This is a genomic window from Methyloversatilis sp. XJ19-49 (genome assembly GCF_024580145.1).
Lineage (GTDB): Bacteria > Pseudomonadota > Gammaproteobacteria > Burkholderiales > Rhodocyclaceae > Methyloversatilis.
In genome coordinates this window covers 33,926-57,081 of record NZ_JANINI010000018.1, presented here as the reverse complement: position 1 = coordinate 57,081, position 23,156 = coordinate 33,926, and the positions used below count along the sequence as shown (strand labels likewise).

General features: G+C 65.6%; 17 protein-coding genes. 7 read left to right on the top strand and 10 right to left on the bottom strand.

Features of this window, described 5'->3' with window-relative positions; translation table 11 throughout:
- Both NMQ16_RS17885 and NMQ16_RS17880 read left to right on the top strand, forming a co-directional pair.
- Positions 1-2,600: hypothetical protein (locus tag NMQ16_RS17885; protein WP_257082324.1), on the top strand; the 2,600-nt coding region annotated here is incomplete at its 5' end.
- 11 nt (positions 2,601-2,611) lie between these two features.
- Positions 2,612-3,394: a FecR domain-containing protein gene (locus NMQ16_RS17880; RefSeq protein WP_257082323.1), complete on the top strand. Its 783-nt coding sequence runs from the start codon at positions 2,612-2,614 to the stop codon at positions 3,392-3,394.
- A gap of 12 nt (positions 3,395-3,406) precedes the next feature.
- On the opposite strand, the gene NMQ16_RS17875 is transcribed toward NMQ16_RS17880, so the two are convergent.
- Both NMQ16_RS17875 and NMQ16_RS17870 read right to left on the bottom strand, forming a co-directional pair.
- The gene (locus NMQ16_RS17875) at positions 3,407-4,321 is read right to left on the bottom strand and encodes a ZIP family metal transporter (protein WP_257082322.1); all 915 of its coding nucleotides are present in this window, start codon (positions 4,319-4,321) and stop codon (positions 3,407-3,409) included.
- A gap of 10 nt (positions 4,322-4,331) precedes the next feature.
- Entirely contained in the window at positions 4,332-5,612 is a 1,281-nt protein-coding gene (locus NMQ16_RS17870; protein WP_257082321.1) for a dicarboxylate/amino acid:cation symporter, read from the bottom strand.
- 122 nt (positions 5,613-5,734) lie between these two features.
- On the opposite strand from NMQ16_RS17870, the gene NMQ16_RS17865 reads away from it, so the two are divergent.
- Together NMQ16_RS17865 and uvrA are read left to right on the top strand one after the other, a co-directional pair.
- A complete protein-coding gene (locus NMQ16_RS17865) occupies positions 5,735-6,388 on the top strand; it encodes a serine protease (protein WP_257082320.1) in 654 nt (217 codons plus the stop codon).
- Positions 6,389-6,475: 87 nt separating this feature from the next.
- Positions 6,476-12,049: an excinuclease ABC subunit UvrA gene (gene uvrA / locus NMQ16_RS17860; RefSeq protein ID WP_257082318.1), complete on the top strand. Its 5,574-nt coding sequence runs from the start codon at positions 6,476-6,478 to the stop codon at positions 12,047-12,049.
- Here uvrA and NMQ16_RS17855 read toward each other — a convergent pair.
- Entirely contained in the window at positions 12,033-12,743 is a 711-nt protein-coding gene (locus NMQ16_RS17855; protein ID WP_257082317.1) for a PEP-CTERM sorting domain-containing protein, read from the bottom strand. The genes uvrA and NMQ16_RS17855 overlap by 17 nt on opposite strands.
- 328 nt (positions 12,744-13,071) lie before the next feature.
- Between NMQ16_RS17855 and NMQ16_RS17850 the strand changes: the two genes are divergently transcribed.
- Positions 13,072-13,533 (top strand): hypothetical protein, encoded by a 462-nt coding sequence (locus NMQ16_RS17850; RefSeq protein WP_257082316.1) that lies wholly within the window; start codon positions 13,072-13,074, stop codon positions 13,531-13,533.
- 186 nt (positions 13,534-13,719) lie between these two features.
- Complete coding sequence (locus NMQ16_RS17845; protein ID WP_257082315.1) at positions 13,720-14,229, top strand: PepSY domain-containing protein; 510 nt, start codon at positions 13,720-13,722, stop codon at positions 14,227-14,229.
- A 58-nt stretch (positions 14,230-14,287) separates the two neighbouring features.
- Here the strand turns inward: NMQ16_RS17845 and NMQ16_RS17840 are convergent, their stop codons facing one another.
- Positions 14,288-14,551 carry a hypothetical protein gene (locus NMQ16_RS17840; RefSeq protein WP_257082314.1) on the bottom strand — a complete coding sequence of 88 codons (264 nt, stop codon included), beginning with the start codon at positions 14,549-14,551 and terminating at the stop codon, positions 14,288-14,290.
- A gap of 95 nt (positions 14,552-14,646) precedes the next feature.
- Between NMQ16_RS17840 and NMQ16_RS17835 the strand changes: the two genes are divergently transcribed.
- The gene (locus NMQ16_RS17835) at positions 14,647-15,258 is read left to right on the top strand and encodes a heme oxygenase (biliverdin-producing) (RefSeq protein WP_257082313.1); all 612 of its coding nucleotides are present in this window, start codon (positions 14,647-14,649) and stop codon (positions 15,256-15,258) included.
- A gap of 23 nt (positions 15,259-15,281) precedes the next feature.
- Here NMQ16_RS17835 and NMQ16_RS17830 read toward each other — a convergent pair whose 3' ends face one another.
- The 6 genes from NMQ16_RS17830 to chlG form a co-directional block, all read right to left on the bottom strand.
- Positions 15,282-17,468 (bottom strand): GAF domain-containing protein, encoded by a 2,187-nt coding sequence (locus NMQ16_RS17830; RefSeq protein ID WP_306441908.1) that lies wholly within the window; start codon positions 17,466-17,468, stop codon positions 15,282-15,284.
- Positions 17,469-17,502: 34 nt separating this feature from the next.
- Positions 17,503-18,693, bottom strand: coding sequence for a transcriptional regulator PpsR (gene ppsR / locus NMQ16_RS17825; RefSeq protein ID WP_257082311.1), 1,191 nt, complete (start codon positions 18,691-18,693; stop codon positions 17,503-17,505).
- Between the two features lie 314 nt (positions 18,694-19,007).
- The gene (locus tag NMQ16_RS17820; protein ID WP_257082309.1) at positions 19,008-19,505 is read right to left on the bottom strand and encodes a TspO/MBR family protein; all 498 of its coding nucleotides are present in this window, start codon (positions 19,503-19,505) and stop codon (positions 19,008-19,010) included.
- A complete protein-coding gene (locus NMQ16_RS17815) occupies positions 19,502-20,686 on the bottom strand; it encodes a geranylgeranyl diphosphate reductase (RefSeq protein WP_257082308.1) in 1,185 nt (394 codons plus the stop codon). The genes NMQ16_RS17820 and NMQ16_RS17815 overlap by 4 nt, the downstream gene beginning before the upstream one ends.
- Positions 20,687-20,688: 2 nt before the next feature.
- On the bottom strand, positions 20,689-22,092 hold the full coding sequence (locus NMQ16_RS17810) for a BCD family MFS transporter (protein ID WP_257082307.1): 1,404 nt from the start codon (positions 22,090-22,092) through the stop codon (positions 20,689-20,691).
- Position 22,093: 1 nt separating this feature from the next.
- Positions 22,094-22,975, bottom strand: coding sequence for a chlorophyll synthase ChlG (chlG, locus tag NMQ16_RS17805; RefSeq protein ID WP_257082305.1), 882 nt, complete (start codon positions 22,973-22,975; stop codon positions 22,094-22,096).
- Between the last annotated feature and the right edge of the window lie 181 nt (positions 22,976-23,156).

The following is a 23,156-nucleotide window of genomic DNA, read 5'->3' as shown; positions in this document are numbered from 1 at the left end:
ATGCCGGTGACACCGGCGCACTCAACGTGCTCGCCACCAGTACGCTCAACATCAACGACAGCGCAGGCGGCGGGTTCCACACACTGAGCGGCATCACTCTGAACAACGCCGGCATCGTCAATTACGCAGTCGCCGGCGGCAACAGCCGCGAACTACTGATCAACGACGGCACCGTGTTCAACAACACCGGCCGCTTCAACTTCACCGGCGACAACGTCATTTCCGAAAACTCCGGCAATGGCGGCATATTCAACAATTCCGGCACGCTGGCCAAGACCGGCGGCGCCGGCAGCAGCGGCTTCGCCAATCAGGCGCGGCTCTCGGATCAGGGCGGCAGCTACCGCGGCGAAACCGGCACGCTGCAGCTTGCGTCGCTCGGTACCGTAAGCGGCGTCATGCACATAGCCGCAGGCGCCACCATCACCACCGCCTCGGCACTGACCAACACCGGCGTGATCGAAGGCAGCGGGACGCTGGATGTCGATGGCGGCACGCTGACCAACACCGGCGTCGTGCGCCCGGGTGGCGACGACCAGATCGGCCGTCTGACCGTACTCGGCAACGTCACGCAGACCGCCGCGGGGCGCATCGAAGCGGAATTTGCGGGCACCTCGACCAACCAGTTCGACGTGCTCGATGTGCGCGGGGATACGCTCCTGGATGGCGTACTCGAGGTGCAGTCGCTCGGCGCAGCGGTACCGGTCGAAGGCATGCAGCTGCCCGTGGTGACCGCAAGTGGCGCGCTCGACGCGGGCGCACTCCAGCTGCTGGCACCGACCGGTTTCACGACACGCACGCTCGGCAGCTCGCTGAGCCTGGGCTACACCGCCTGCACCACCGGCATCTGCTGGGACGGCGGTGCAGGCAGCCAGTTGTGGACCGATGCAGCAAACTGGACCGGCGATGTTCTGCCCGGTGTGAATGACCTCGTGTTCATCACTCTCGCGGGTGGCTCGAACGTCGTACTGAACGCGATACCGACCGTCACGGTGGCCGGCCTGACCATCGGCAACGCGAACGCGCTGACGCTGACCGGTGGCGTACTCAATGCACCGACCACCGTGCAGCCGGGCGGCACGCTCAACCTCAATGGCGGCAACCTCAACTTCGGTAACGCGCTGCTCAACAACGGCGTCCTGAACTACGCCGGCGGCACGATGAGCGGCAACGTGTTCACCAACAACGGCACGCTGAACGTGCTGTCCGGCAGTGCCGGCAATCTGACCACCAGCTCGCTGAACAACAACGGCAGCGTCATCGTCGATAGCGGTGCGACATTCGAGTTCGGCAGCGGCGGCGGCATGATCTTCGCCAACAATGGTTCGGTCGCTGTCGAGAGCGGCACACTGTCAGTATTGGCGCACGATACCGACGCGGCCGGACCGGGTGCCGACAGCGGCGCGTATTCGATCGATTCAGGCGCCACGCTGCGCTTCCGAGACGCCTTCCGCGACTTCGGGCCCGGCTCGTCGATCACCGGTCCGGGTGACGTCGAGTTCACCGCCTTCTCGGGCGGCGTGTTCAACATCAACGGCGGCTACAACGTCAGCGGCGAGACACGCGTCAGTGGCAACACACTGGTCAATTTCAACAGCAACGCCACCTTCGGCGACCTGCGTGTCGCCGGCAACATCGGCGGCAACGGCACGCTGACGGTGACCGACGACCTGACCTGGACGGCCGGTTCGATCGGCGGCAATGGACGCGTCATCGTGGTGCGTGGCGACACGGTGCTCGATGGCAGCAGCCTGGCACTGAACGGCGCCGTGCTGAACGTAGGCGGTTCCGGCCTGCTCGATACCGGTACCCAGCTGGCGCTGAACGGCGGTTCGCAACTCATCGTCAGTGACGGGGCTTCGCTCGGACTGGGCAGCAACACCAGCGTCGGCGGCACCGGCAGCCTGGTCAACCGCGGCACGCTGGAAGGCACACTGGGCGGCGGCACTTCGAACGTCGCTGTACGCCTTGTCAATGACGGCAACGTGCAGGCCAGTGCGGGCAATCTAGGCCTGACCGGCGGCATCGGCGGCGGCGGTCTGTTCGTCATCGGCGACAACGCGACGATGGAACTGGGCGGCGACCTGCCCCCCGACATCTTCAACCGCATCGGCGGCAACGGCACACTGAGCTTCTCGCCCACGTCGGCGCCGGTCATCAACCAGACTTTTGCCGCCACCGGGGGCACGCCGCTGCTGTTCAGTCTGCGCAGCGGTGCGGTGCTGTCCAGCGGTCCGAACAATGGTGTGCTGGACGGCCAGCAGTCGGCGTGGCAATACACGGCGAACGCCGGCTTCAATGGCAACGACTCGGCGCGCTTCACGCTCAGTCTGGGCAGTGGAACGGCGCAGATCAACGTGATATTCGCGGTGGCATCAGCGCCGGCCGTCACGCAACCCGAAGTGCAGGTGATCACCACCACGCTGCTGCCGGAAATTTTCCAGCCGCCGCGCATCGCACTGCCTTCCACCCCGAGCTTCACGCCGGCGCCGATCGTGAACATCGCAGGTATCGACGCACTGAGCGAAATCGTCACCGCCTCGGGTCCGTCATTCGAACAGCCGCTGCGCGAATTCAGCGCCAGCCGTCTGCAGTGCAGATAAGGAGTCCTGTCATGTATTACGCACGTCACCTCAGCACGCTCGCCGCGGCACTCATCGTGATGCCGCTGGCCCAGGCCGAAGACCCACTGGCCACACCGGTGCCCACCGCAGGTCGCGTCAGCTACGTGTCGGGCACGATGTACGTGCAGACGCCCGACAACAAGACGCGCATTCTCGGACGCGATTCGTCGATCTACAACGGTGACGTGATCACGACCGAAAAGAGCACCGTGGCGCGCATCGAATTCGGTGACGGTTCCTCACTGGCACTGCGCCCGCGCAGCAAGGTGAAGATCGATGGTTTCGCCTTCGACGAAGCCAAACCGGAAAAGGACAGCCTGCTTTACAGCCTGCTCAAGGGCGGCCTGCGTGCCGTGACCGGATTGATCGGCAAGCGCAACCGCGAGGGCTACCGCGCCAGCACGGTCACCGCGACCATCGGCATCCGCGGCACGCGCTTCGGCATGCTGCTGTGCGACGAGGCCGAAAAGGAAGATCCGGCCTGCATCAAGGCGCTGGAAGAAGCCAAGGACCGCAAGCCGGGCGAACCGGCGCTGGTGTTCGACGTCGAGGAAGGCAGCATCGAAGTGAAGAACGATGCCGGATCCAAAACCTTCGACGTCGGTCAGGCCGGTGTCGTGTCGAGCAAGGACAGCGCGCCGTCAACGCTGTCGGAAAACCCCGGGCTGGACAAGGCCTTGCCGTCGTCCACCGCGGCGCGTCCCGGGCCGGGCGGGCTGGGCGGCAGCACCGGTCTGGGCAGCGACGCCGACGCCTCGTGCACGGTGCAGTGAGCCGGCAGGGGGTCAGCCCAGCGTCGTGTCAAGCACCATCATGACCATGAAGCCCGCCATCAGCCCCAGCGTGGCGGCCCGTTGATGGCCGTTGCGATGGGTTTCCGGTATCACCTCGTGTGACACGACGAAAATCATCGCGCCGGCCGCCAGCCCGAGGCCGCCCGGATAGAACAACTCGAAGCTGCTCGACAGACCCAGTCCGATCAGCGCTCCGAGCGGTTCCATGAAGCCGCTCAATGCCGCAATGCCGACCGCCTTCCAAGGCGACATGCCCACGCCGCGCAGCGCGACCGCGACGGCCAACCCCTCCGGAATATCCTGAATCGCGATGGCGGTCGACAGCGGGAGCCCGACCGACATGTCGGCCTGGGCAAAAGACACGCCCATCGCCATGCCTTCCGGCAGGTTGTGCAGTGCGATCGCATTGACGAACAGCCACACGCGTCCCATGCGGGTTTCCGGCCCGCACGTGCCGCAATGCGCATGCTCATGCGGCGTCAGCGCGTCAAGCACCATCATCAGCCAGACGCCGATCGCCATGCCGGTCACGACGACTGCTGCGCCCAGGGCGCGCGAGCCGGTCAGCGACTCGCCCGCGTCCAGCCCGGGCAGGATGAGCGAAAACGACGAAGCCGCCAGCATCATGCCGGCGCCAAAGCCGAGCAGGATGTCCTCTCCCCGCTGACCGAGCGAACGAAGGCCAAGCGCAGGCGCTGCACCGATCGCGGTCGCGCCGAAGCCGGCGAGGCCGGCCAGCACGCCCCACTGCCAGGCGAGCGGATTGCGCGGACTGCTCAGCGCGTAGGCAAGTGCAGCGGCAAGCACCGCGACACCGATCATCAGCATGAACTGCAGCGTCGGGTCGATGCGCAGGCGCGATGTCGGGGCATCGACCCGGGCTTCGGGGGCGGGGGGCGTGTCCATCGAAATGCGCTCAGGTCCGGGTCGGCAGGGTTTGCTGCTGCGCCATGGCCGTTGCATCGGCCGTCGGCGGGTTGAGGGCCTCGACGACAATGCTGCCGACGATGTCGCCTTCGACATTCACTGTCGTGCGCACCGCATCGAGCAGGCGGTCGATCGGAAGCAGGATGGCGATCGCCTCGACCGGCAGTCCGACCGACTGCAGCACCATTGCCATCGTCACCATGCCGGCGCTCGGAATGCCGGGCGCACCGACGGCGGCCAGCATAGACATGAAGCACACGACGATCTGCTGGCCCAGACTCAGTTCGATGCCGACCAGATTCGCGATGAACAGCGCCGCCGCAGCTTCATAGAGCGCCGTACCATCCATATTCATCGTGGTGCCCACCGGCACCACAAACCCCGCCGTGGCAGGTCGCACCCCGAAATTCTTCTCCACCACCCGCAGCGTGATCGGCATGGTCGCCGCGCTGGAGCTGGTCGCAAAGGCGGTGATCAGCGATTCGCGACCGCCGCGCCACAACGCCAGCGGGCTGACGCGGGCGATCAGCCACAGCAGGCCGGGTAGCACGACAACGCCGTGGAACAGCGTGGTGCCGAGCACGACCAGCACGAACGTGAGCATGGTGCCGAGCAGGGCGACATCCTGTGTGGCGATCAGGCGTGCGAGCAGCGCAGCGACTCCGTACGGAGCCAGCACCATCACCCAGCCGACGAGCTTCAGTGACAGGTCGAGCAGTTCTTCCATCAGCCGGTTGATCGTCGCGTAGCGCTCGCCGCCCTGCACCAGCACCACGCCGAGGATCAATGCAAACACGACCAGCGGTACGATCGCGCCCTGGGCCAGCGAAGCGAACGGATTCTGGAACATTCCGGTGACGAATTGCGTCAGGAATTCCGGAAACGGAAGGCGTTTGGCTTCGAAGGCCGCCATCGCATCGGCGAACATCTCGACCTGCATATCGGCGCCGGGCCGGAAGATATTGGCCGCCAGCAACCCGAGCAACACTGCAATGGCGAGTGTGGACACATAGAACAGCAAGGTGGTCACCCACACGCGCTGCATGTTCTGCTGCCTGCGCAGGCCGGCAATGCCGACCACGATGGACGAGAACACCAGCGGCACCAGCACCATCTTGAGCAATGCGATGAACAGTCCGCCGACGAGCGACGCGACATACAGCCCCTGAACCCGCAGCGCCGCATCCACCGGCAGCGCGCCCAGCAGCACACCGAGCGCCACGCCGGCCGCCGCGCCAACCAGAATCTGGACATTTATCGACACCCGCATGCCTGCTCTCCCGAACTGAAATCCGCTCTGACCATACCATTCTGTACCGTACAGAATGCCACCCCGGTGCAACCAAGCGCAGCGCCTCAAGTCCGAGACACACCGAACCCTGTGGAGTTGCCATGAAGATTCTGATCACCCTTGTCGTCTGCCTGACATGCAGCACGGGAGTTTTCGCCCAGGGCATCGCCACGGCCATCCAGACCACGATGCGCATATTGGCCACTCAGCCCGACGGATCCGTGTCGGTCGGCAGCGGCGTCGTGCTGCCGGGTGAACGCGTGGCGACCGCCTGTCACGTTGTCGAGGGTGCAACCGAAATCAAGGTGAGCTACAAGTACGTCGCCTCGCCGGCCACCCTCGCCCGGCAGGACCGCGCACGCGACCTGTGCGTACTGGGCGCGCCCGGCCTTGCTGCCCCGGCGGCGAAACTCGCACGCAGTACCGACCTGAAGGCCGGTGACCGCCTGCTTGCGTTCAGCGGCGCCTACGGCAACGATGTCCGGCTGATGATCGGCGAGGTGAACGAAGTGCACCCGATGGACGGCGGCGCGGTGATCGAAACCAGCGTGCCCTTCGTGGTCGGCGACAGCGGCGGCGGACTGTTCAACAACGAAGGCGAACTGATCGGCCTGCTCGCCTTCATCTCCGGCACGCCGGGCGAAAAGCGCTACGCCATTCCGGTCGAATGGCTGGACGCCGACATTGAAGCGACCCGGAACACGCCATTCTGGAAGGGCAACGCGGCAGAACTGCCGGCTTTCCTTCGTCCGTGAACGCCTGACGCAAACGCGCGGCGGCTGCCCTGCCGCGAGCGCTGATACCCTTCAACCTTGAAATCTCTTCCGCCAGACCGCCCGCCCGTGACGCACCCAAGCTATCGACCTGCCGGCCTCGCGCCGAACGACGCCATCCGCCTGCGTGGCGTGCGGCAGAACAACCTGAAGAACATCGATGTCGATTTCCCGCTCGGCCTGCTGACCGTCGTGACCGGCGTGTCCGGTTCCGGCAAGTCCTCGCTGGTGTTCGACACGCTGTATGCCGAAGGCCAGCGGCGCTATGTCGAAACCTTTTCCCCGTACGCGCGGCAATTCCTCGATCGCATGGACGCGCCGCAGGTCGATTCGATCTCCGGCGTGCCACCGGCCATCGCCATCGACCAGAGCAACCAGGTGCGCACATCGCGTTCGACGGTCGGCACGATGACCGAACTGAACGATCACCTGAAGCTGCTGTTCGCGCGTACCGCCACATTGCACTGCCGCGGCTGCGGCCAGCCGGTGCATGAACAGTCGGCCGACGACATCGCGCGGCAGATCAATGCCCGCGCCGCCGACGCGGGCGACCCGCGCCTGGTCGTCACGGCGCCGGTCACCGTACCGGACAATTTCAGCGATGCCGAAATCCAGGGCTGGCTGGAACGTCAGGGCTACACGCGCATCCACGCGCGCGACGGCAGCACGCTGCAGGTGGTGCAGGACCGCTTTCGCGCGGCCAGCGCCGAAGGTGCGCGCGTGGCCGAGGCAGTCGAAGCCGCGCTGCGACTCGGTCAGGGCGTCATGCACGTCCAGGTGCTCGATGCCGAAGGCGCCACCGCCGCGCGCTGGGCGTTTTCCAACCGCCTGCACTGCGCCGACTGCGACATCGCCTACAGCCCGGCGCTGCCGGCGCACTTCTCGTTCAACTCGCCGCTCGGCGCCTGCGAAACCTGCCGCGGTTTCGGGCGCGTCATCGGCATCGACTTCGGACTGGTCGTTCCGGACGAGCGCAAGACGCTCGCCGGTGGCGCGATCAAGCCGTGGCAGACCGAGTCGTACAGCGAATGCCAGACCGACCTGGAGAAGATGGCGGCGAAGCATGGCGTTCCGATGGACGTGCCATTTGCCGAACTGAGCGCTGAACACCGCCACTGGGTGCTCGAAGGCGATGCGAAATGGAAGACCTGGCAGAAGTCCTGGCCGGGCACCTGGTACGGCGTGCGCCACTTCTTCGAGTGGCTGGAAACCAAGGCCTACAAGATGCACATCCGGGTGCTGCTGTCGCGCTACCGCGCCTACACCCCGTGCACCGCCTGCGACGGCAGCCGGCTCAAGCCCGATGCCGCGCTGTGGAAGATCGAAGGGCACGGCATCCACGACGTGATGCAATGGCCGGCCTCCCGGCTGCGCGCGATGATGGATGCGCTGCAGCTGCCGCCGCCGCTCGACACCGCAACGGCCGAGCTGCTGGCGGAAATCCGCACCCGACTGGGCTATCTTTGCACTGTGGGCCTCGGCTACCTGAATCTCGATCGCCAGTCGCGCACGCTGTCCGGCGGCGAGGTGCAGCGCATCAACCTCACGACGGCACTCGGCACTTCGCTGGTGAATACGCTGTTCGTGCTCGACGAGCCGTCGATCGGCCTGCACCCGCGCGACATGGAACGCGTGATCGGCGTGATGCGGCGACTGAAGGACGCCGGCAACACGCTGGTGGTGGTCGAGCACGATCCGCAGATCATGCGCCACGCCGACCGCCTGCTGGACATCGGCCCGGGCGCGGGTTCGCGCGGCGGCCAAGTCGTGTTCGACGGCCCGCCGGCCGGCATCGCGACCGCCGACACGCTGACCGCCGACTACCTTGCCGGCCGCCGCACGGTCGATGCCGCGCTCGCCACCCGGCGGGCGGTGAAGACAGGCGGTCCGGAACTGAAGCTGGTGGGCGCTCGCGCGCACAACCTGAAACGGATAGACATCGCGATTCCGCTCGGCCATCTGGTCGCCGTGACCGGCGTATCCGGTTCGGGCAAGTCGACGCTGATCCAGGACGTGCTGTATCCGGCGCTGCTGAAGCATTTCGGTCGCCCGACCGAAAGCGCGGGCGAGCACGACGCGCTGGAAGGGGTCGGGCAGATTGTCGACGTGGTGATGGTGGACCAGTCCGCCATCGGCAAGAGCGCGCGCTCGAATCCGGTCACGCACGTCGGTGCGTTCGACCCGATGCGCGAACTGTTCGCACTGCAGGCCGAGGCAAAGCAACGCGGCTACACCGCCGGCACCTTTTCGTTCAACGCCGGCAAGGGGCGCTGCGCGACCTGTGGCGGCACCGGTTTCGAACACGTCGAAATGCAGTTCCTGTCGGACGTCTATCTGCGCTGCGCCGACTGCAACGGCACGCGCTACCGCGCCGAAGTGCGCGAAGTCACGCTCGATGGCCGCAGCATTTCCGACCTGCTGGCGATGACGGTGCGCGATGCGCTGGACTGGTTGCGCGACCTCGCCGACCTTGAACCCAAACTGCGTCGATACGCGGACAGCGCGATGGCCGGCCTGCAGGCGCTGGTCGATGTCGGCCTCGACTACGTGACGCTGGGCCAGCCGGTGCCGACGCTGTCCGGCGGTGAGGCGCAGCGGCTCAAGCTGGCCGGCTTCCTCGCCGAGGCCGCCACGACGAAGAAGAACAGGGCCGCCGGCAGCAAGATCTTCCTGCTCGACGAGCCGACCACCGGCCTGCACTTCGATGACATCGCGCGACTGCTCGGCGCCTTCTCGAAACTGCTGGACGCCGGTCATACGGTGCTGGTGATCGAACACAATCTGGACGTAATCGCCGCCGCCGACTGGCTGATCGACCTCGGCCCGGAAGCCGGCGAGGACGGCGGTCAGCTCGTATTCGAAGGCACGCCAGCGCAGATCGTCGCCTGCGCCGCCTCGCACACCGGGCGGGCGCTCGCCGACTACCGCATCACCGACACCTTCGGCCCGGGCCTGCGCGAGATGCCGGCCATCGAGCCCACCGATGCCGCACACAGCGCGCTGCGCGCCCGTGCCGCACACAGCATCGTGGTGCACCGCGCGCGCGAGCACAACCTGAAGAACATCGAGGTCGACATCCCGCGCGACCGCTTCACCGTGGTGACCGGCGTGTCCGGCTCGGGCAAGTCCACGCTGGCCTTCGACATCGTTTTCGGCGAAGGCCAGCGTCGCTACCTCGAATCGCTGAATGCCTACGCGCGTCAGTTCGTGCAGCCGGAAAGCAAGCCGGACGTCGACGGCGTGTTCGGCATTCCGCCGGCCGTTGCGATCGCCCAGCGCACCAGCCGCGGCGGGCGCAAGAGCACGGTGGCGACGCAGACCGAGATCTACCACTTCCTGCGCCTCATGTACGTGAAGCTCGGCGTGCAGCACTGCCCGGACTGCGGCTGTGCGATCGCGCCGCAGACCGAGGACGCCATGGTGGCGCGCATCCTGCGCGAGCGGCGCGGCCAGCACATCGGCCTGCTGGCGCCGCTGGTGATCAGCCGCAAGGGTTATTACACCGAACTGGCGCGCTGGGCGAAGTCGCACGGCCACACGCATCTGCGGGTGGACGGCGAATTCCTGCCGACCTCACCCTGGCCGCGGCTGGACCGCTTCAAGGAACACACGATCGAGTTGCCGATCCGCGATTTCGTGGTCAGCGAGCGCGACGAAAAGACCTTGCGCGATGCCGTGCGCCAGTCGCTCGAACACGGCAAGGGCGTGCTGCACCTGATCGCGCCGCTCGACCGGCTCGGCCAGCCGGACGCGCCGGCGCCGACGGTCGAGGTATATTCGACCCAGCGCGCCTGCCCGAGCTGCGGCACCGGTTTCGCGGAGCTCGACCCACGGCTGTTCTCGTTCAATTCGAAGCACGGCTGGTGTGCGAAGTGCATGGGAACCGGTCTGAAACTGACCGGTTTCGATGCCGATCAAACTGGCGAAGAAGCGACCTGGAACGAGTGGCAGCAGGACGAGCCGGAAGTCTGTCCGGCCTGCGACGGCGAACGGCTGAATCCGGTGGCGCGCCATGTGAAGCTGTTCGGCCAGTCGATCGCGCAGCTCACGGCGCAGCCCGTCAGCACGCTGTCGACTGCGATCGGCACGTGGACGCTGGCGGGACGAGACGCCGACATTGCGCGTGACGTGGTCAGCGAACTGAACAGCCGGCTGCATTTCCTGAGTGAAGTCGGCCTGGGCTATCTGTCGCTGGACCGAGCGGCACCGACGCTGTCCGGCGGCGAGGCGCAGCGCATCCGGCTCGCCGCGCAATTGGGCTCGAACCTGCGCGGCGTGTGTTACGTGCTGGATGAGCCGACCATCGGCCTGCATCCGCGCGACAACCAGGTGCTGCTCGACACGCTGGTGAAGCTGCGCGACAAGGGCAATACCCTGCTGGTGGTCGAACACGACGAAGACACCATCCTGCGTGCCGACCACGTGATCGATCTCGGCCCCGGCGCCGGCCGGCTGGGTGGCGAAGTGATCGCGCAGGGCCACGCGTCGGTGCTGGCGCGGCAGCCGAAGTCGATCACCGGCCAGTACCTCGCGCGCCCGCTGCCGCACAGTTTCGTGCCGCGGCGCCCGGTGACTGATGACACCCCCTCACTCGTGGTGCGCGCGGCAAGGCTGCACAACCTCAAAGGCATGGATGTACGTATTCCGCTCGGCCGGCTGGTCGTGATGACCGGCGTATCGGGTTCCGGCAAGTCGTCGCTGGCGCGCGACGTGCTGCGCGACAACGTCGCGGCGAAGCTGGCCGGCCACGACGGCGAATGCATTGGCTGCGCGGACATCGAAGGCTGGGGGGCGCTCGGACGCGTGCTCGAGGTCGACCAGACGCCGATCGGCAAGACGCCGCGCTCCTGCCCGGCCACCTACATCGGCTTCTGGGATGGCATCCGCAAGATCTACGCCGAAACGCAGGATGCGCGAGAACGCGGCTTCACCGCCGCGCGCTTTTCATTCAACACCGGCCCCGGCCGGTGCACGCTGTGCGAAGGCCAGGGCCTGAGACAGATCGAAATGTCCTTCCTGCCCGACGTGCGGGTGCCGTGCGAAGCCTGCGGCGGCGCGCGCTTCAACAACGAAACGCGCGCCGTCATCTGGCGCGGCAAGTCGATATCCGATGTGCTGGCGATGAGTGTCGACGAAGCGGTGGAATTCTTTGCCGCGCACCGCACGTTGTCGGCGACGCTCAGGCTGATGCAGGAAGTGGGGCTGGGCTATCTGACGCTGGGTCAGCACAGTCCGGCGCTGTCCGGCGGCGAGGCGCAGCGCATGAAACTGGTCACCGAGCTGGCCAAATCACCCGCCGACGCGACAGACCCGACGAACGCGCGTCGCGGGCGCGGCAATCCGCACACGCTCTATGTGCTGGACGAACCGACGACCGGCCTGCACATGGCCGACATCGCAAAGCTGATCAGGGTGCTGCACCGGCTGGTCGATGCCGGCCACAGCGTGGTGGTGATCGAACACGATCTCGACCTGATGGCCGAAGCCGACTGGATCATCGACCTCGGTCCGGAAGGCGGCGGCGGCGGCGGTCAGGTGGTGACCGCCGGCTCACCGGAAGCGCTAGTCGCGCAGGCAGCGCACCTGGAACACTCACACACCGCCCGCGCACTGGCGCAGTTCAGCCTCAGACGGCAGCGCTGAAAGTCTTGCGACGGCGCGCGGCGAACAGCGCACCGAAGCCCAGCGCGGCCAGCGCCAGACTGCCCGGTTCGGGAACGCCCTGCGCGGGCTGCGGCAGTCGCGGTGGAAGCGCTGCGAAAACCACCAGATCCTGGTGGGTGCTACTCGCCCACACGTTGAAGCCGTAGAGCGACTCGTCGGGCAATGCATCGAGCCAGCTTTGTGCGAGCACCATGGCGCCATTGGCATTGGAGGCCCTGAAGCTGCCGCCGCCAACATTGAGCGTACCGCTGGATTCGTTGGTGATTTCCCATATCGCGAGCTGGAAGGCTGCTGCGTGGGTGGCGCTGCTCAGCGCATCGGCGTAGGCCAGCGTCGCCAGCTGACCGAGCTGGTCGAAACGCGCGGTCTGGGTGCCGAAGTACGCTTCACCGGTGACCTGTGAAAAATTGGTCACCGTGGTACCGATCTGTGTGCGCTGGAAGATGTCGATGCACCACGACGCGAACGTGTTGCTGCCGCTTTCGGTCGTCGCGAACGCGCCGGCATACACCCGCGCATCGATGACCGGCTCGGTGTTGGAAATCCGGACCACAGCCGTCGGCCCGGGTGACGCCCAGCCGGTGACCAGAATGGGTGCCGCCTGTGCCGGCAGTGCAGCCATCAGCGCGACGGCCAGCGAGGTGCGAAGGGTGTTGATGAGCGGTTGTTTCATGAAGGCCTCTGATCCGTAATCTGCATGGACCGAGAGTAAGGACTTCGCGCATGAAGCAATGAGCGACAAATTCAACACTTGCCCTGGATACACATATTGGCGCAAAGGTGTCCAAGTGTTGCGGATTGCAGCGTCAGTGCGCGCCTCGCGGGGTCCTCTTCCTGTCCTACATCCTGCGGCGAGCGCCCGCAACACACTGTGCACCGCAGTGCGAAGACCGCATGCCGCGCTCCGGTTACGAATTGAAGCAGGTGAACAACAAAAGCCGGACGGCCGTTGCGCCCGCACGATCGTTAACAGAGCACGATCACTACAGGACCCATACACCATGAAGACTCTATTGCTTGCTGCCGCGCTCGCCGCGTCGGCCTCATCCGCCCTGGCGACCGATGTTGGCGTTTCCGTCACGATCGGACAGCCGGGCTTCTACGGCCATATCGATATCGGCGATTTTCCGAGACCGCGCCTGATCTATGCGGAACCCCGGCTCATAGTGCGCGGACCGGTGGCTGCACCGCCCGTCTACCTGCATGTCCCGCCGGGTCATGCAAAGAACTGGCGCAAGCACTGCGGTCGCTACGATGCCTGCGGCCGGCCGGTCTATTTCGTGCAGGACAGCTGGTACAACACGGTCTATGTGCCGCGCTACCAGGAACGGGAACGCAGTCGCGGTGGCCCGTCGCACCACGACGACCGGCATGGCGATCGTCATGACCACGATGACGATCGCCGTGGCGGCAAGCCCGACAAGGGGCCGCACGGCAAGGGCAACGGTCGAGATCGGGACTGATTGCTGCTTTGCAACAGCGCCTGATGCACCACATCAGCCGCATTGATACAGGGAATTTCTCCCGATTAGGCCGGGAGAAACTCCCGTTTTCACAACCACTCCGGGAATTCCTCCCGGCCTTGGGTAAACTTCGGTTGTCGCAGCGCAACATGCTGACCGGCTTTTCCCATCCTTCAGGAGAATTTCATGAAACTGACTGCACTCGCCGTCGCCCTGCTGGCTTTTGCCGGCATCACCCAGGCCGCCGACACGCCGAAAACCGCTGCCGGCTTTGAAAAATGCATGAAGGCAGCCCTGAAGGCCAAGGAAGGCAATATCGTCAAGGTCGAGTTGAAGAAGGAAGAAGGCGAAGGCCACGTCTACGAGTTCGATATCGAAACCGCCGATGGCAAGGCGTGGGATGTCGAATGCAGTGGCAAGACCGGCAAGGTCGTTGAAATCGAAGAGGAAGTGACCAAGGACCATGCGAAGTTTTCGGGCGCCAAGGTGACCGAAGCGCAAGCGCGCGAAACCGCGCTGAAGAAGGTGCCGGGCGAGGTCGTCGAAGTCGAGTACGAAATCGAACCGGACGGCAAGGCGTCCTACGAATTCGACATCAAGACCGCCGACGGCAAGGAAGTGAAGCTGGAAGTCGATAGCGAGAGCGGCGCCATCGTGTCGCAGGCGGTCGAAGCCTGGCAGGTCGGCAAGGAGTAAGCCGACCGCGACGGCCCGGCGCCCGCCGGCCGTCGCACCCGCCAGCGCTCCCCGCGGGTCAGACCGGCCGGCGTGGCCAGCGGCACCACAGATCGGCGACATGCGCGACGCCCGACAGCGCGACGAACAGCGCAACCCACATCCACGATGCGTCGGTCAATGCCGCGCGCAGCGCCAGCATCAGGCACAGCCCGGCTGCGAGATTGGGCAGCAGCTTTCCGCCCGACAAGCCCTTCCCGCTGCGACGATGCCAGGCGGCGAACGCCAGCCACTCGATCAGCACGAGCACCACGATCAGATCGATCAATCGTCCATCGGACATCCACTCCGCCATTTTTCCTCCGCAACTGTGCCGGCCGCGCACGTTATCATTTCCGGATGCATGGAGCCTCTGTCACCGCCGGTCTCGCAGTTCGATTGCGTACCGATACCGCACCGCTGCATCGGCACGCCGAACGCAGCGGCCTGATGGCCCGGCTGCTGCAGGGCCGCATCGAGACACACGCCTATTGCAGCCTGTTGCGCAGCCTTCACCTGCTGTACGACGCACTCGAAAGCGGGCTGGCGCTGCATGCCCGACGACCGGACATCGCGCCGCTGTGCCTGCCGGAACTGCCGCGCACCAAGGCACTGCACGACGACCTGTGCGCGCTGCATGGCAGCTGCTGGTCAGACGACATCATGCCCACCGCTGCGGCGGTCGAATACGCCGCCCGCCTGAAAGCGTTGTCGGTGGAACAGCCGGCACTGCTCGCCGCACACTCCTACGTTCGTCATCTGGGTGATCTGCACGGCGGTCAGGTGCTCGGGCGTGTAGTGTCCGGAGCACTGCAGTTGCAGGATGGCCGGGGTACGCGCTTCTACGCGTTCGACGGCGAAGTGGGCAGTCTGATCCGTCGCTACCGCGACGGACTCGACGCGCTGCCGCAGGATGCGGCACGGGTCGATGCACTGGTGGCCGAGGCGCAAGCCGGGTTTCGGCGGCACATCGCGATGTTCGACGAACTGGCTGCAACGCTGCCCGGCTGACTCGCACCGTACGACAACCGCTGTCAGTGCTCCCGTGTGAAGGCGCGCAACTTGCCGTACAGCGCGGCGGCGCGGGTCGCGGAAGCTTCCAGTTCCTCGATGAGCGTCGCCACGGGAATCGAAGCGGCGGTGTCGGTCAGCTCCATTGCAGCCACACTGGCGTTGGCAAGTATGGCGCCCACCACTTCGTCAGGTTCGCGTCGCAGCGGCATCGCCGGATCCAGACCGATGCCGGCACGTCCTGCTTCGCTGAGCGACTGTTCGAGATGGCGCCGCGCGGCTTCCGTGCGCTTGGTATCGGTCAGGTCGGTGAAGATGATGATGTAGCCCAGTACCGAGCCACCGGCACCTGGAATCGTATCTGCCCTGACCCCCAGCGCCACGGTCTGCCCGGCGCCGGCCCGCAGTTGCCACTCGCCACGCCAGGAATCGCGCTCGCGGATGAGATTGCCGATCACTTCGCGCACCTGCGCCGGTACGACGAACAGGTCGCACATGTCGTCGAGTGCGCGTACGCGAGGCGGTGAGGTGTTGAACAGCGCCGCGAACGCGACGCTCTGGAACAACACGCGCCCCTGCGCATTCGCCACCAGCACCGGCTCGTCCGACGTTTCGACGGCACCGCGGAAGCGATCGAGCTGATGCTGCGCGATCAGCAGGCTCACGGCCTGCGTCTGCAGGATGACGTCGCGCAGTGTGGTACCGATGGCGCGCGCGAGCGCGAGATCGGCGCGGCTCCAGGACGCGCCCGTACCGCGCACGATTTCCGACCAGGCAGCAAACGAGCGGCGTGGCGAAAGCGTGAGCGGGTCGTTGTCGACCACGGGTTTGGCCGGATCGCCCGCCCAGATGATGGTGGCGGATTGTTCGCGCCGGAACCACATCAGGAAGTCCTGCCCCGAAGAGGACAGTTCGATCGCCAGCACGCCGCAAACGACCGGTGTCAGCGAGGCCAGCGGCGGATGCGCGCGTGCAACCGACGCACAACTGAACAGCGACTGCCGCATTTCGCTCGCGACCCAGCGCGACAGCGCACGCAGTTCGAAGGTCGACGGCACCTCGCCCACGGTCAGCAACTCACCTTCGTGGAACAGTGCGGCGCCGCTCGCATCAAGCGGTTGCAGCAAGGTGCGCGGGTTGCGCACCAGGGCGAGGCGCCAGTCGCCTTCGGTCGAGGTGGCTTCGATCAGCCGCAGTTCAAGGCTGCGCACCAGTACGTCGACCTGGGTGCGCACATAGTTTTCGATCGCTGCGATCCGGGTCGATACCACTTCCGCCAGCAGATCGACCGCCGCACGCTGTGCGTAGCGGATATGCCTGGGCGAATAGTGATGACAGGCAATCAATCCCCACAGCTTGCCCTCGCGCACGAGTGACACCACGAGGGTGGCGGACACGCCCATGTTCTGCAGATACTGGATGTGCAACGGTGACATGCTGCGCAGATGGCAGTTCGACATGTCGAGCTCTTCGCCGGTGTGCGGCACGCGGCGCGGAAGCACGGCTGCCGGCTGGTAGCCGGCATCGACGAGCACACGTACCCGGTTGCGCACATAAAGCTCGCGCGCGCGCTGCGGGATGTCGGTCGCCGGATAGCGATGGCCGAGCAGGGAATCTAGCTTTGCCTCGCGTGCCTCGGCGACAATTTCGCCGTGGCCCTCGTCGTCGAAGCGATACACCATTACGCGGTCGTAGCCGGTCAGGGCGCGCACCGACTGAACCACGGCATCCGACAGCGCGGCGATGCTGAGCGCTTCGCTGAAGCGCCGCACCGACGACGCGAGCAACGCCTGCGCTTCCTCATCGATCGATTCGGTATCCGACTCGGCCGATTCCAGTTCGACGATCACCGTGTCCGACTGACCGAGATGCGCCATGCCCTCGAACACCGTGCCGGCAGTCGAATCCGTGCCACCGATATCGCAGTGAAAGGCGGTCAGTTCATCCGCAACAAGCGTGCCCGCCAGTTCGGCGACACGCCTGGCAAGCGAGCCGCCCAGCGCATTGAGCGTGCGGCCGAGCAGCTGATCGTGGGCCACGCCCAGCCAGTGAGCAACGTTGTCGCTTGCCTGGACGATGATGCCATCCGTCCGGCGGACGACCAGCAGCACACCGTGCGGCTGGATCGATCCGGCCAGGTGGATGAGCTCGCGTTCGCAATTAGTCAGGTCAGCCTGGCCGAAAGCCGGGCTGAATGTCGGATCGTTCAACACTGATCTCCCGCCACCGCGGGCTGAGCGGTGTTCAGTGCACGCTGCCCGGGTGCGGTGCGCCCGGACCGCGCGGCTGCACCGCGCGAATGATGAAACCGATACTGTTCGAATCTCCGTTATGGATCAAGACGGCCGACAGTTCAATATCCGTGGACATGCCCTTCTCGTCCCACAGGCGCGCACCCATGCGTTTTACGCCTGAGCGGCATACGCTGGCGAGAAGATTCGCGAACCCACCGCCGTCGCGTTCCAGCCAATCGCCGAGGGACCGGCCCTGGATGCCCTTTTCAGCCGAAATCTTCACCAGTTCGGCGAACGCAGCGTTCATGCTCAGCAACATGCCCTGTTCGTTGGTGAATACGATGGCGTCCGGGGTGAGGCGCATCAGCTCCGGCAGCAACGGGTCGTCGGGTGCGGTCAGCGGTGAACTGCCATCGGGCGTGGCACGCAGCAGCAGCAGGCTCTGTCCTTCGCCGCGCAACGGCGATACCCATACATGGATGGCGCCGCCGAGTCCCGAAAGGGTGACATGGGCTTCGCCCGGGCGACCCGACACGCGTACCGTGCCGAGCAGTTCTTCCAGCGCGCCGAGCGACGCCGGCGCGACGCCGTCGGTGGCCTGACGGCCCGGCATGTCCTGCACCGAGCAACCGAACATGCGCGCCGCGGCACGGTTGGCGTCGATCACGTGCAAGGTGTCGGCGTCGATGATCAGCACCGCGTCGGTGGCGATCTGGAACAGCAGTCGATAGCGGGTTTCCGCCTGGCGCATGCGCCAGTAGTCGCGTTCCATCGACTGCTGCGCGTCGACCAGACGTTGCTGCATGACTGATACCGCGCGCAGATCGCGTCCGGCAACCAGCAGCGGGCCGGACTGGCCGAGCCGCACAGCCGTGTAGGCAACCGGAATGTCGGCACCCGCAGCGGAGGGATGATTGATGTGACGTGTGCGCGACACGCCGGCCACATTGGCTTCGCGCAGCAATTCTTCGACCTTGCGACGGGTGTCGCGCGTCACCGTATCCACCAGCTGGCGGCCCAGCCACTCGCTGGCGGTCGCGCTCACGGGTTCCGCACCGCCCAGCGCCACGCTGCGGATGAAACCCTTGTCGTCGAGCACGAGTGCGATGTCACTGGTGACCGACACCAGCATGTCGGCCAGTTCGGGGGCGACCTCCGAGAATGCGCTCAGATCGCCCGGGTCGTTCGGTAGCTTGTTCATAGTACAGAACCGGATGAACGCAGTCGCAAAGCACAGCGTGCGAACCTGCTTGAATTGCAAAACCCGGCGCCTACCGGGGGGCACTGCATGTCACATCGACGGGTTGCAGAAGTCTGCACAGAAACACCCGCACACTGCATCAGCGTACTCCGCATCGGCGCGCGCCATTGCGCAGCCTGCCCGGCGGCCTGATGCCATGTCCGACAAGACGGTGCCCCTTACTTCTTCACACCACATCCTCGCATGCTACGGTAACTCATCAAAAAATACATGTCAGCGTGTATGAACGATCGAAAACATCGATATTGAACCGGTCAATTTGCCACGAATGGAGCATTCAGATCGACCACTGCAAAGTTGAGTGCTGCCGCGAATGCCACCCACGCGAGGTAAGGCAACAAGAGGCGGGCCGCCATGCGTGATGACGCTCGAAGATGCAGCGCCAGCGATGCCACGGATAGCCAGAGCAGGCCGACTTCATACAGCGCCCAGTCCGGCCGCTTGAAATGGAAGAACAGTGCGCTCCACAACACGTTGAGCCCGCCATTGAGCGCAAACAGGTAAAGCATCCGCTGCCGCGCGCTGGCATGGGGTGCATGCACCCATCCCAGTACACCGGCTATCGCGGCAAGACCGAAAATCAGCGTCCAGGCTGGGCCGAACAGCCAGGCAGGCGGCTGCCAGGCCGGCTTGCGCAAGGCTTCGTACCACGGGCTCAGATCGGTTGCAGCCGCGCCCAGACCGGCCACCAGCAATGCCGCCACAGCGGCCGCAACCACCGGCGGCCAGCGCGGGGCGGCAATCGTGTTCACGGCGATACGATGCCGCACAGGTGAGCCAGATCCTTGAAGAAGATGCGCGCATGCGCCATCGGCTTCGCCTTGACCAGCTTCTTGTGCATGTAGGCCTGCCACGTCAGGTGCTGCACGTCCGGATCGCGACAGATGCTCACGAAACGTTCGCGCCGCTTGTCGCTGGCGTACCAGAAGCGCTGCATGATGCCGAGAATCATGAACACCCGGCCGTGTGCCTTCATGAATCGCTTGCGAGCCGTTGCCAGCGCGCGCGCGTCACCTGTTTCGAGAAAGCTGTCGACCGCTTCGGCCGCCAGTCGGCCACCGGTCATCGCGTAATACAGTCCCTCGCCGGACGCTGGCGCGACAACACCCGCGGCATCGCCGGCGAGCACGACATCGCGGCCGTTGTCCCACTTGCGCAGCGGCTTCATCGGAATCGGAGCGCCTTCGCGGCGGATCGTTTCCGCTCCGGTGAGACCGGCCGCCTCGCGCAGCGCAGTGGTGCCCTGACGGATCGAAAAACCCTTCGTCGCCGTGCCGGTGCCGATACTGGTCGTATCGCCATGCGGAAAGACCCAGCCGTAGAAATCGGGTGACAACTGGCCCTGGTAATACACGTCGCATCGACTGCCGTCGAAGTCCTGCTTCGGCGAACGGACGATTTCGTGATACGCGTACACGCACGGCACCTCGTCGGCACCCGGCACGCACTGGCGCCCGACGGCCGACAATGCGCCGTCGGCACCGATGATGGCGCGGGCACGCACCCCCACCGTTCCGCCTTCTGCCTCATCGCTGCGGAAATGAACGACAGCCCGGCCGTCGTCATCGCGCTCGACCCGGTCGAAGGTGCCTGTGCGGCGATGCGCACCGGCCAGACTGGCGCGGCAACGCAGGTATTCGTCGAACTGCTCGCGATCGACCATGCCGACAAACCCACCCTCGATCGGCATGTCGGCTTTGCGCCCTGACGGCGAAATCATCCTTGCCGATCGCGCCTTGGCGACGAGTTGCTCGTCGGGAATTGCAAACTCCTCGATCAGACGCGGCGGAATCGCCCCGCCGCAGGGCTTGATGCGCCCGGCGCGATCGAGCAGCAGCACCGTGTGACCCAGTCGCGCGAGATCGGTCGCTGCGGTCGAACCTGCGGGTCCACCGCCCACCACCACCACGTCAAAACTTTCCATGCTTGCCATGACTAAGCCTTCCCTTCGATACCGGACATGAATGGCGGATCTGCCACCAGCGGATCACGCGCCGCACGCGGCACCGGCGCACCGGCGATACGCAGCGCCATGACGGCAGACACGACGAACAGCACGCCTTCGCAGGCAAACACCAGTGCGTAGGCAAAACCCGGAGAGTCGATGAAGGCGCGCGTGATGTCGATCGCCACCGTGCCGGCAAAGCCGCCGAGGCCGAATGCGATCGCCTGCGCAGCCCCCCACAGACCCATGCGCACGCCTTCGCGACCGGCACCACCGGCGCCGGCCAGACTCATCATCGAAGCGATGGCGGCGACGGCGAAGGCGCCATTGGCCACACCGAGCGCAAAAACCGTTTCGCGCAGCGGCCAGTCGCCGCTCATGAAGCCGCCGGCAGCCAGACCGAACAGCGCAAGCGCCGACGCGATGCAGCCGCCCACCGTCCATACCTTCAGCGAGCCGATCTGCCGACCGCCGAACACGCTGCCCATCAGGGCGACCAGCAGCATGCCGGCGAACACGCCTCCGTGCTGCAACCCGGCCAATTGGGTGGACTCACCCGGCGTGTAGCCGAACACCGTGCCGGCGAACGGCTCGAGTATCAGATCCTGCGCGCTGTAGGCGAGCATCGATACGAATACGAATATTGTAAAAAGACGCGCTTGCGACTCACCCCAGACCTGGGCGAGCGCAGCGCGAAATGGGGTTCTTTGGGTGGAGCTTCCGGGGGTACCGGACAGTTCGGGGTTTCGGGAAGATGCTGCGGTCTGGTCGGGTGAAGCAGCATCGAAGGATGCATCCGGGCGGCCTTCGACGCCGCGTACGGCCAGCAGCGCAACGAAGAAGGCGATCAGCGAAGTGGCTGCGACGACCTGCACCAGTCGCAGCGTTGTGAAGGGGTCGAGCAGTTTTCCGGTGATGCCGGCCGTCAGTGCGAAACCGAGAATCATCATCATCCACACCACGGTTGCCGCGGCGGCACGACGGGTCGGATCGACTCTCTTTGCGAGCAGCACCAGCAGCGACGTTCCGGCCGAGCCGACGCCGGCACCGATCAGCAGGAAGGCAAAGACCGCCAGCACGACGCCGGCCACCTGATCGGTCGCCATCCAGGCAGTCGCCACGGCGGCCAGCGTGCCGCCCGCAGCGAGCACCGCCATGCCGCCGATGATCCAGGGTGTGCGCCGCCCGCCGACGTCGGAGCCGTGTCCCATGCGCGGACGCAGCATCTGCACCATGTAATGCAGCGCGACCAGCACACCCGGCAGCATCGCCGGCAGGGCCAGTTCGACCACCATGACGCGGTTCAGCGTCGATGTGGTCAGCACCACAATGGCGCCGAGTGCGGTCTGGACCAGACCGAGACGAAAGATGCCGAGCCAGCCGAGTTGGGTCATGTCAGACCTCCGCCACCGCACGCAGCGCGAACGCGCTGACCAGCATGCCGGCAACGTACAGCGTGATGCCGGTTCCGTTGTACCAGGGGGCGAGTTCGCGCGGGCTGTCGAGCAGGCGCACCATCAGCATCACCTGTATCGCAAGCAGCAGACCGACCACCATCGCGTGGCCCATGGCACCCCAGTGGGAAAGCAGGGCAACGACGAACATTTGTGGCACCACCATGACCACACAGGCGACGCGTCCGGCGTTCACCACACCGAGCTTAACCGGCAGGGAACCGATGCCCATGCGGGTATCGCCCTCGACCGACTTGAAATCGTTCAGCGTCATGATGCCGTGGGCACCCGCGCTGTACAGACCGGCCAGCAGCAGGCTGCGCATGTCCGGCATGGCGCCGCCGGCCATCACGGCAGCACCGGTGACCCAGGCCAGCCCCTCGTAGCAGATGGCGCACGCGGTATTGCCCCACCAGCCATTCTGTTTGAGGCGGAACGGCGGCGCGCTGTACGCCCAGGCCAGCAGCAGGCCGATCACGGCAGCACCGAAGCCCCAGACACCCAGTGTTGCCGCGACGATCAACGACAGCACGGTCCAGCCGATGGCGATGTAGAGCCCCCAGTAGCCAGGCATGCGCCCGGACGGTATCGGGCGGTTGGGTTCGTTGATGGCGTCGACGTGGCGGTCGAACCAGTCGTTGACCGCCTGGCTGGTGGCGCAGACGAGCGGCCCGGCCAGCAGGATGCCGATCACGACCACCTGCCAGCGCTCGGAAGCGGGCAATCCGGAGGCAACGACACCGCAACCGAAAGCCCACATCGGCGGAAACCAGGTGATGGGCTTGAGGAATTCGGCGACTACGGAAAGGGATGGGCGACTCATGCAGTAACAGTAGGCCCGGCGCTCCAAGGCGTCAAGACAAACTTACACTACAGTGTCAGCCAAGATTGACTCAAGATCTTCCGGCATCCATTCGCGAACCACATCTTTCGCGCGCGCGCCACGTTCATGGCGCGACGAAGTCCGGAGTGTCTGTGTCGATCGGGCGTGCTGCGCGGGTCCG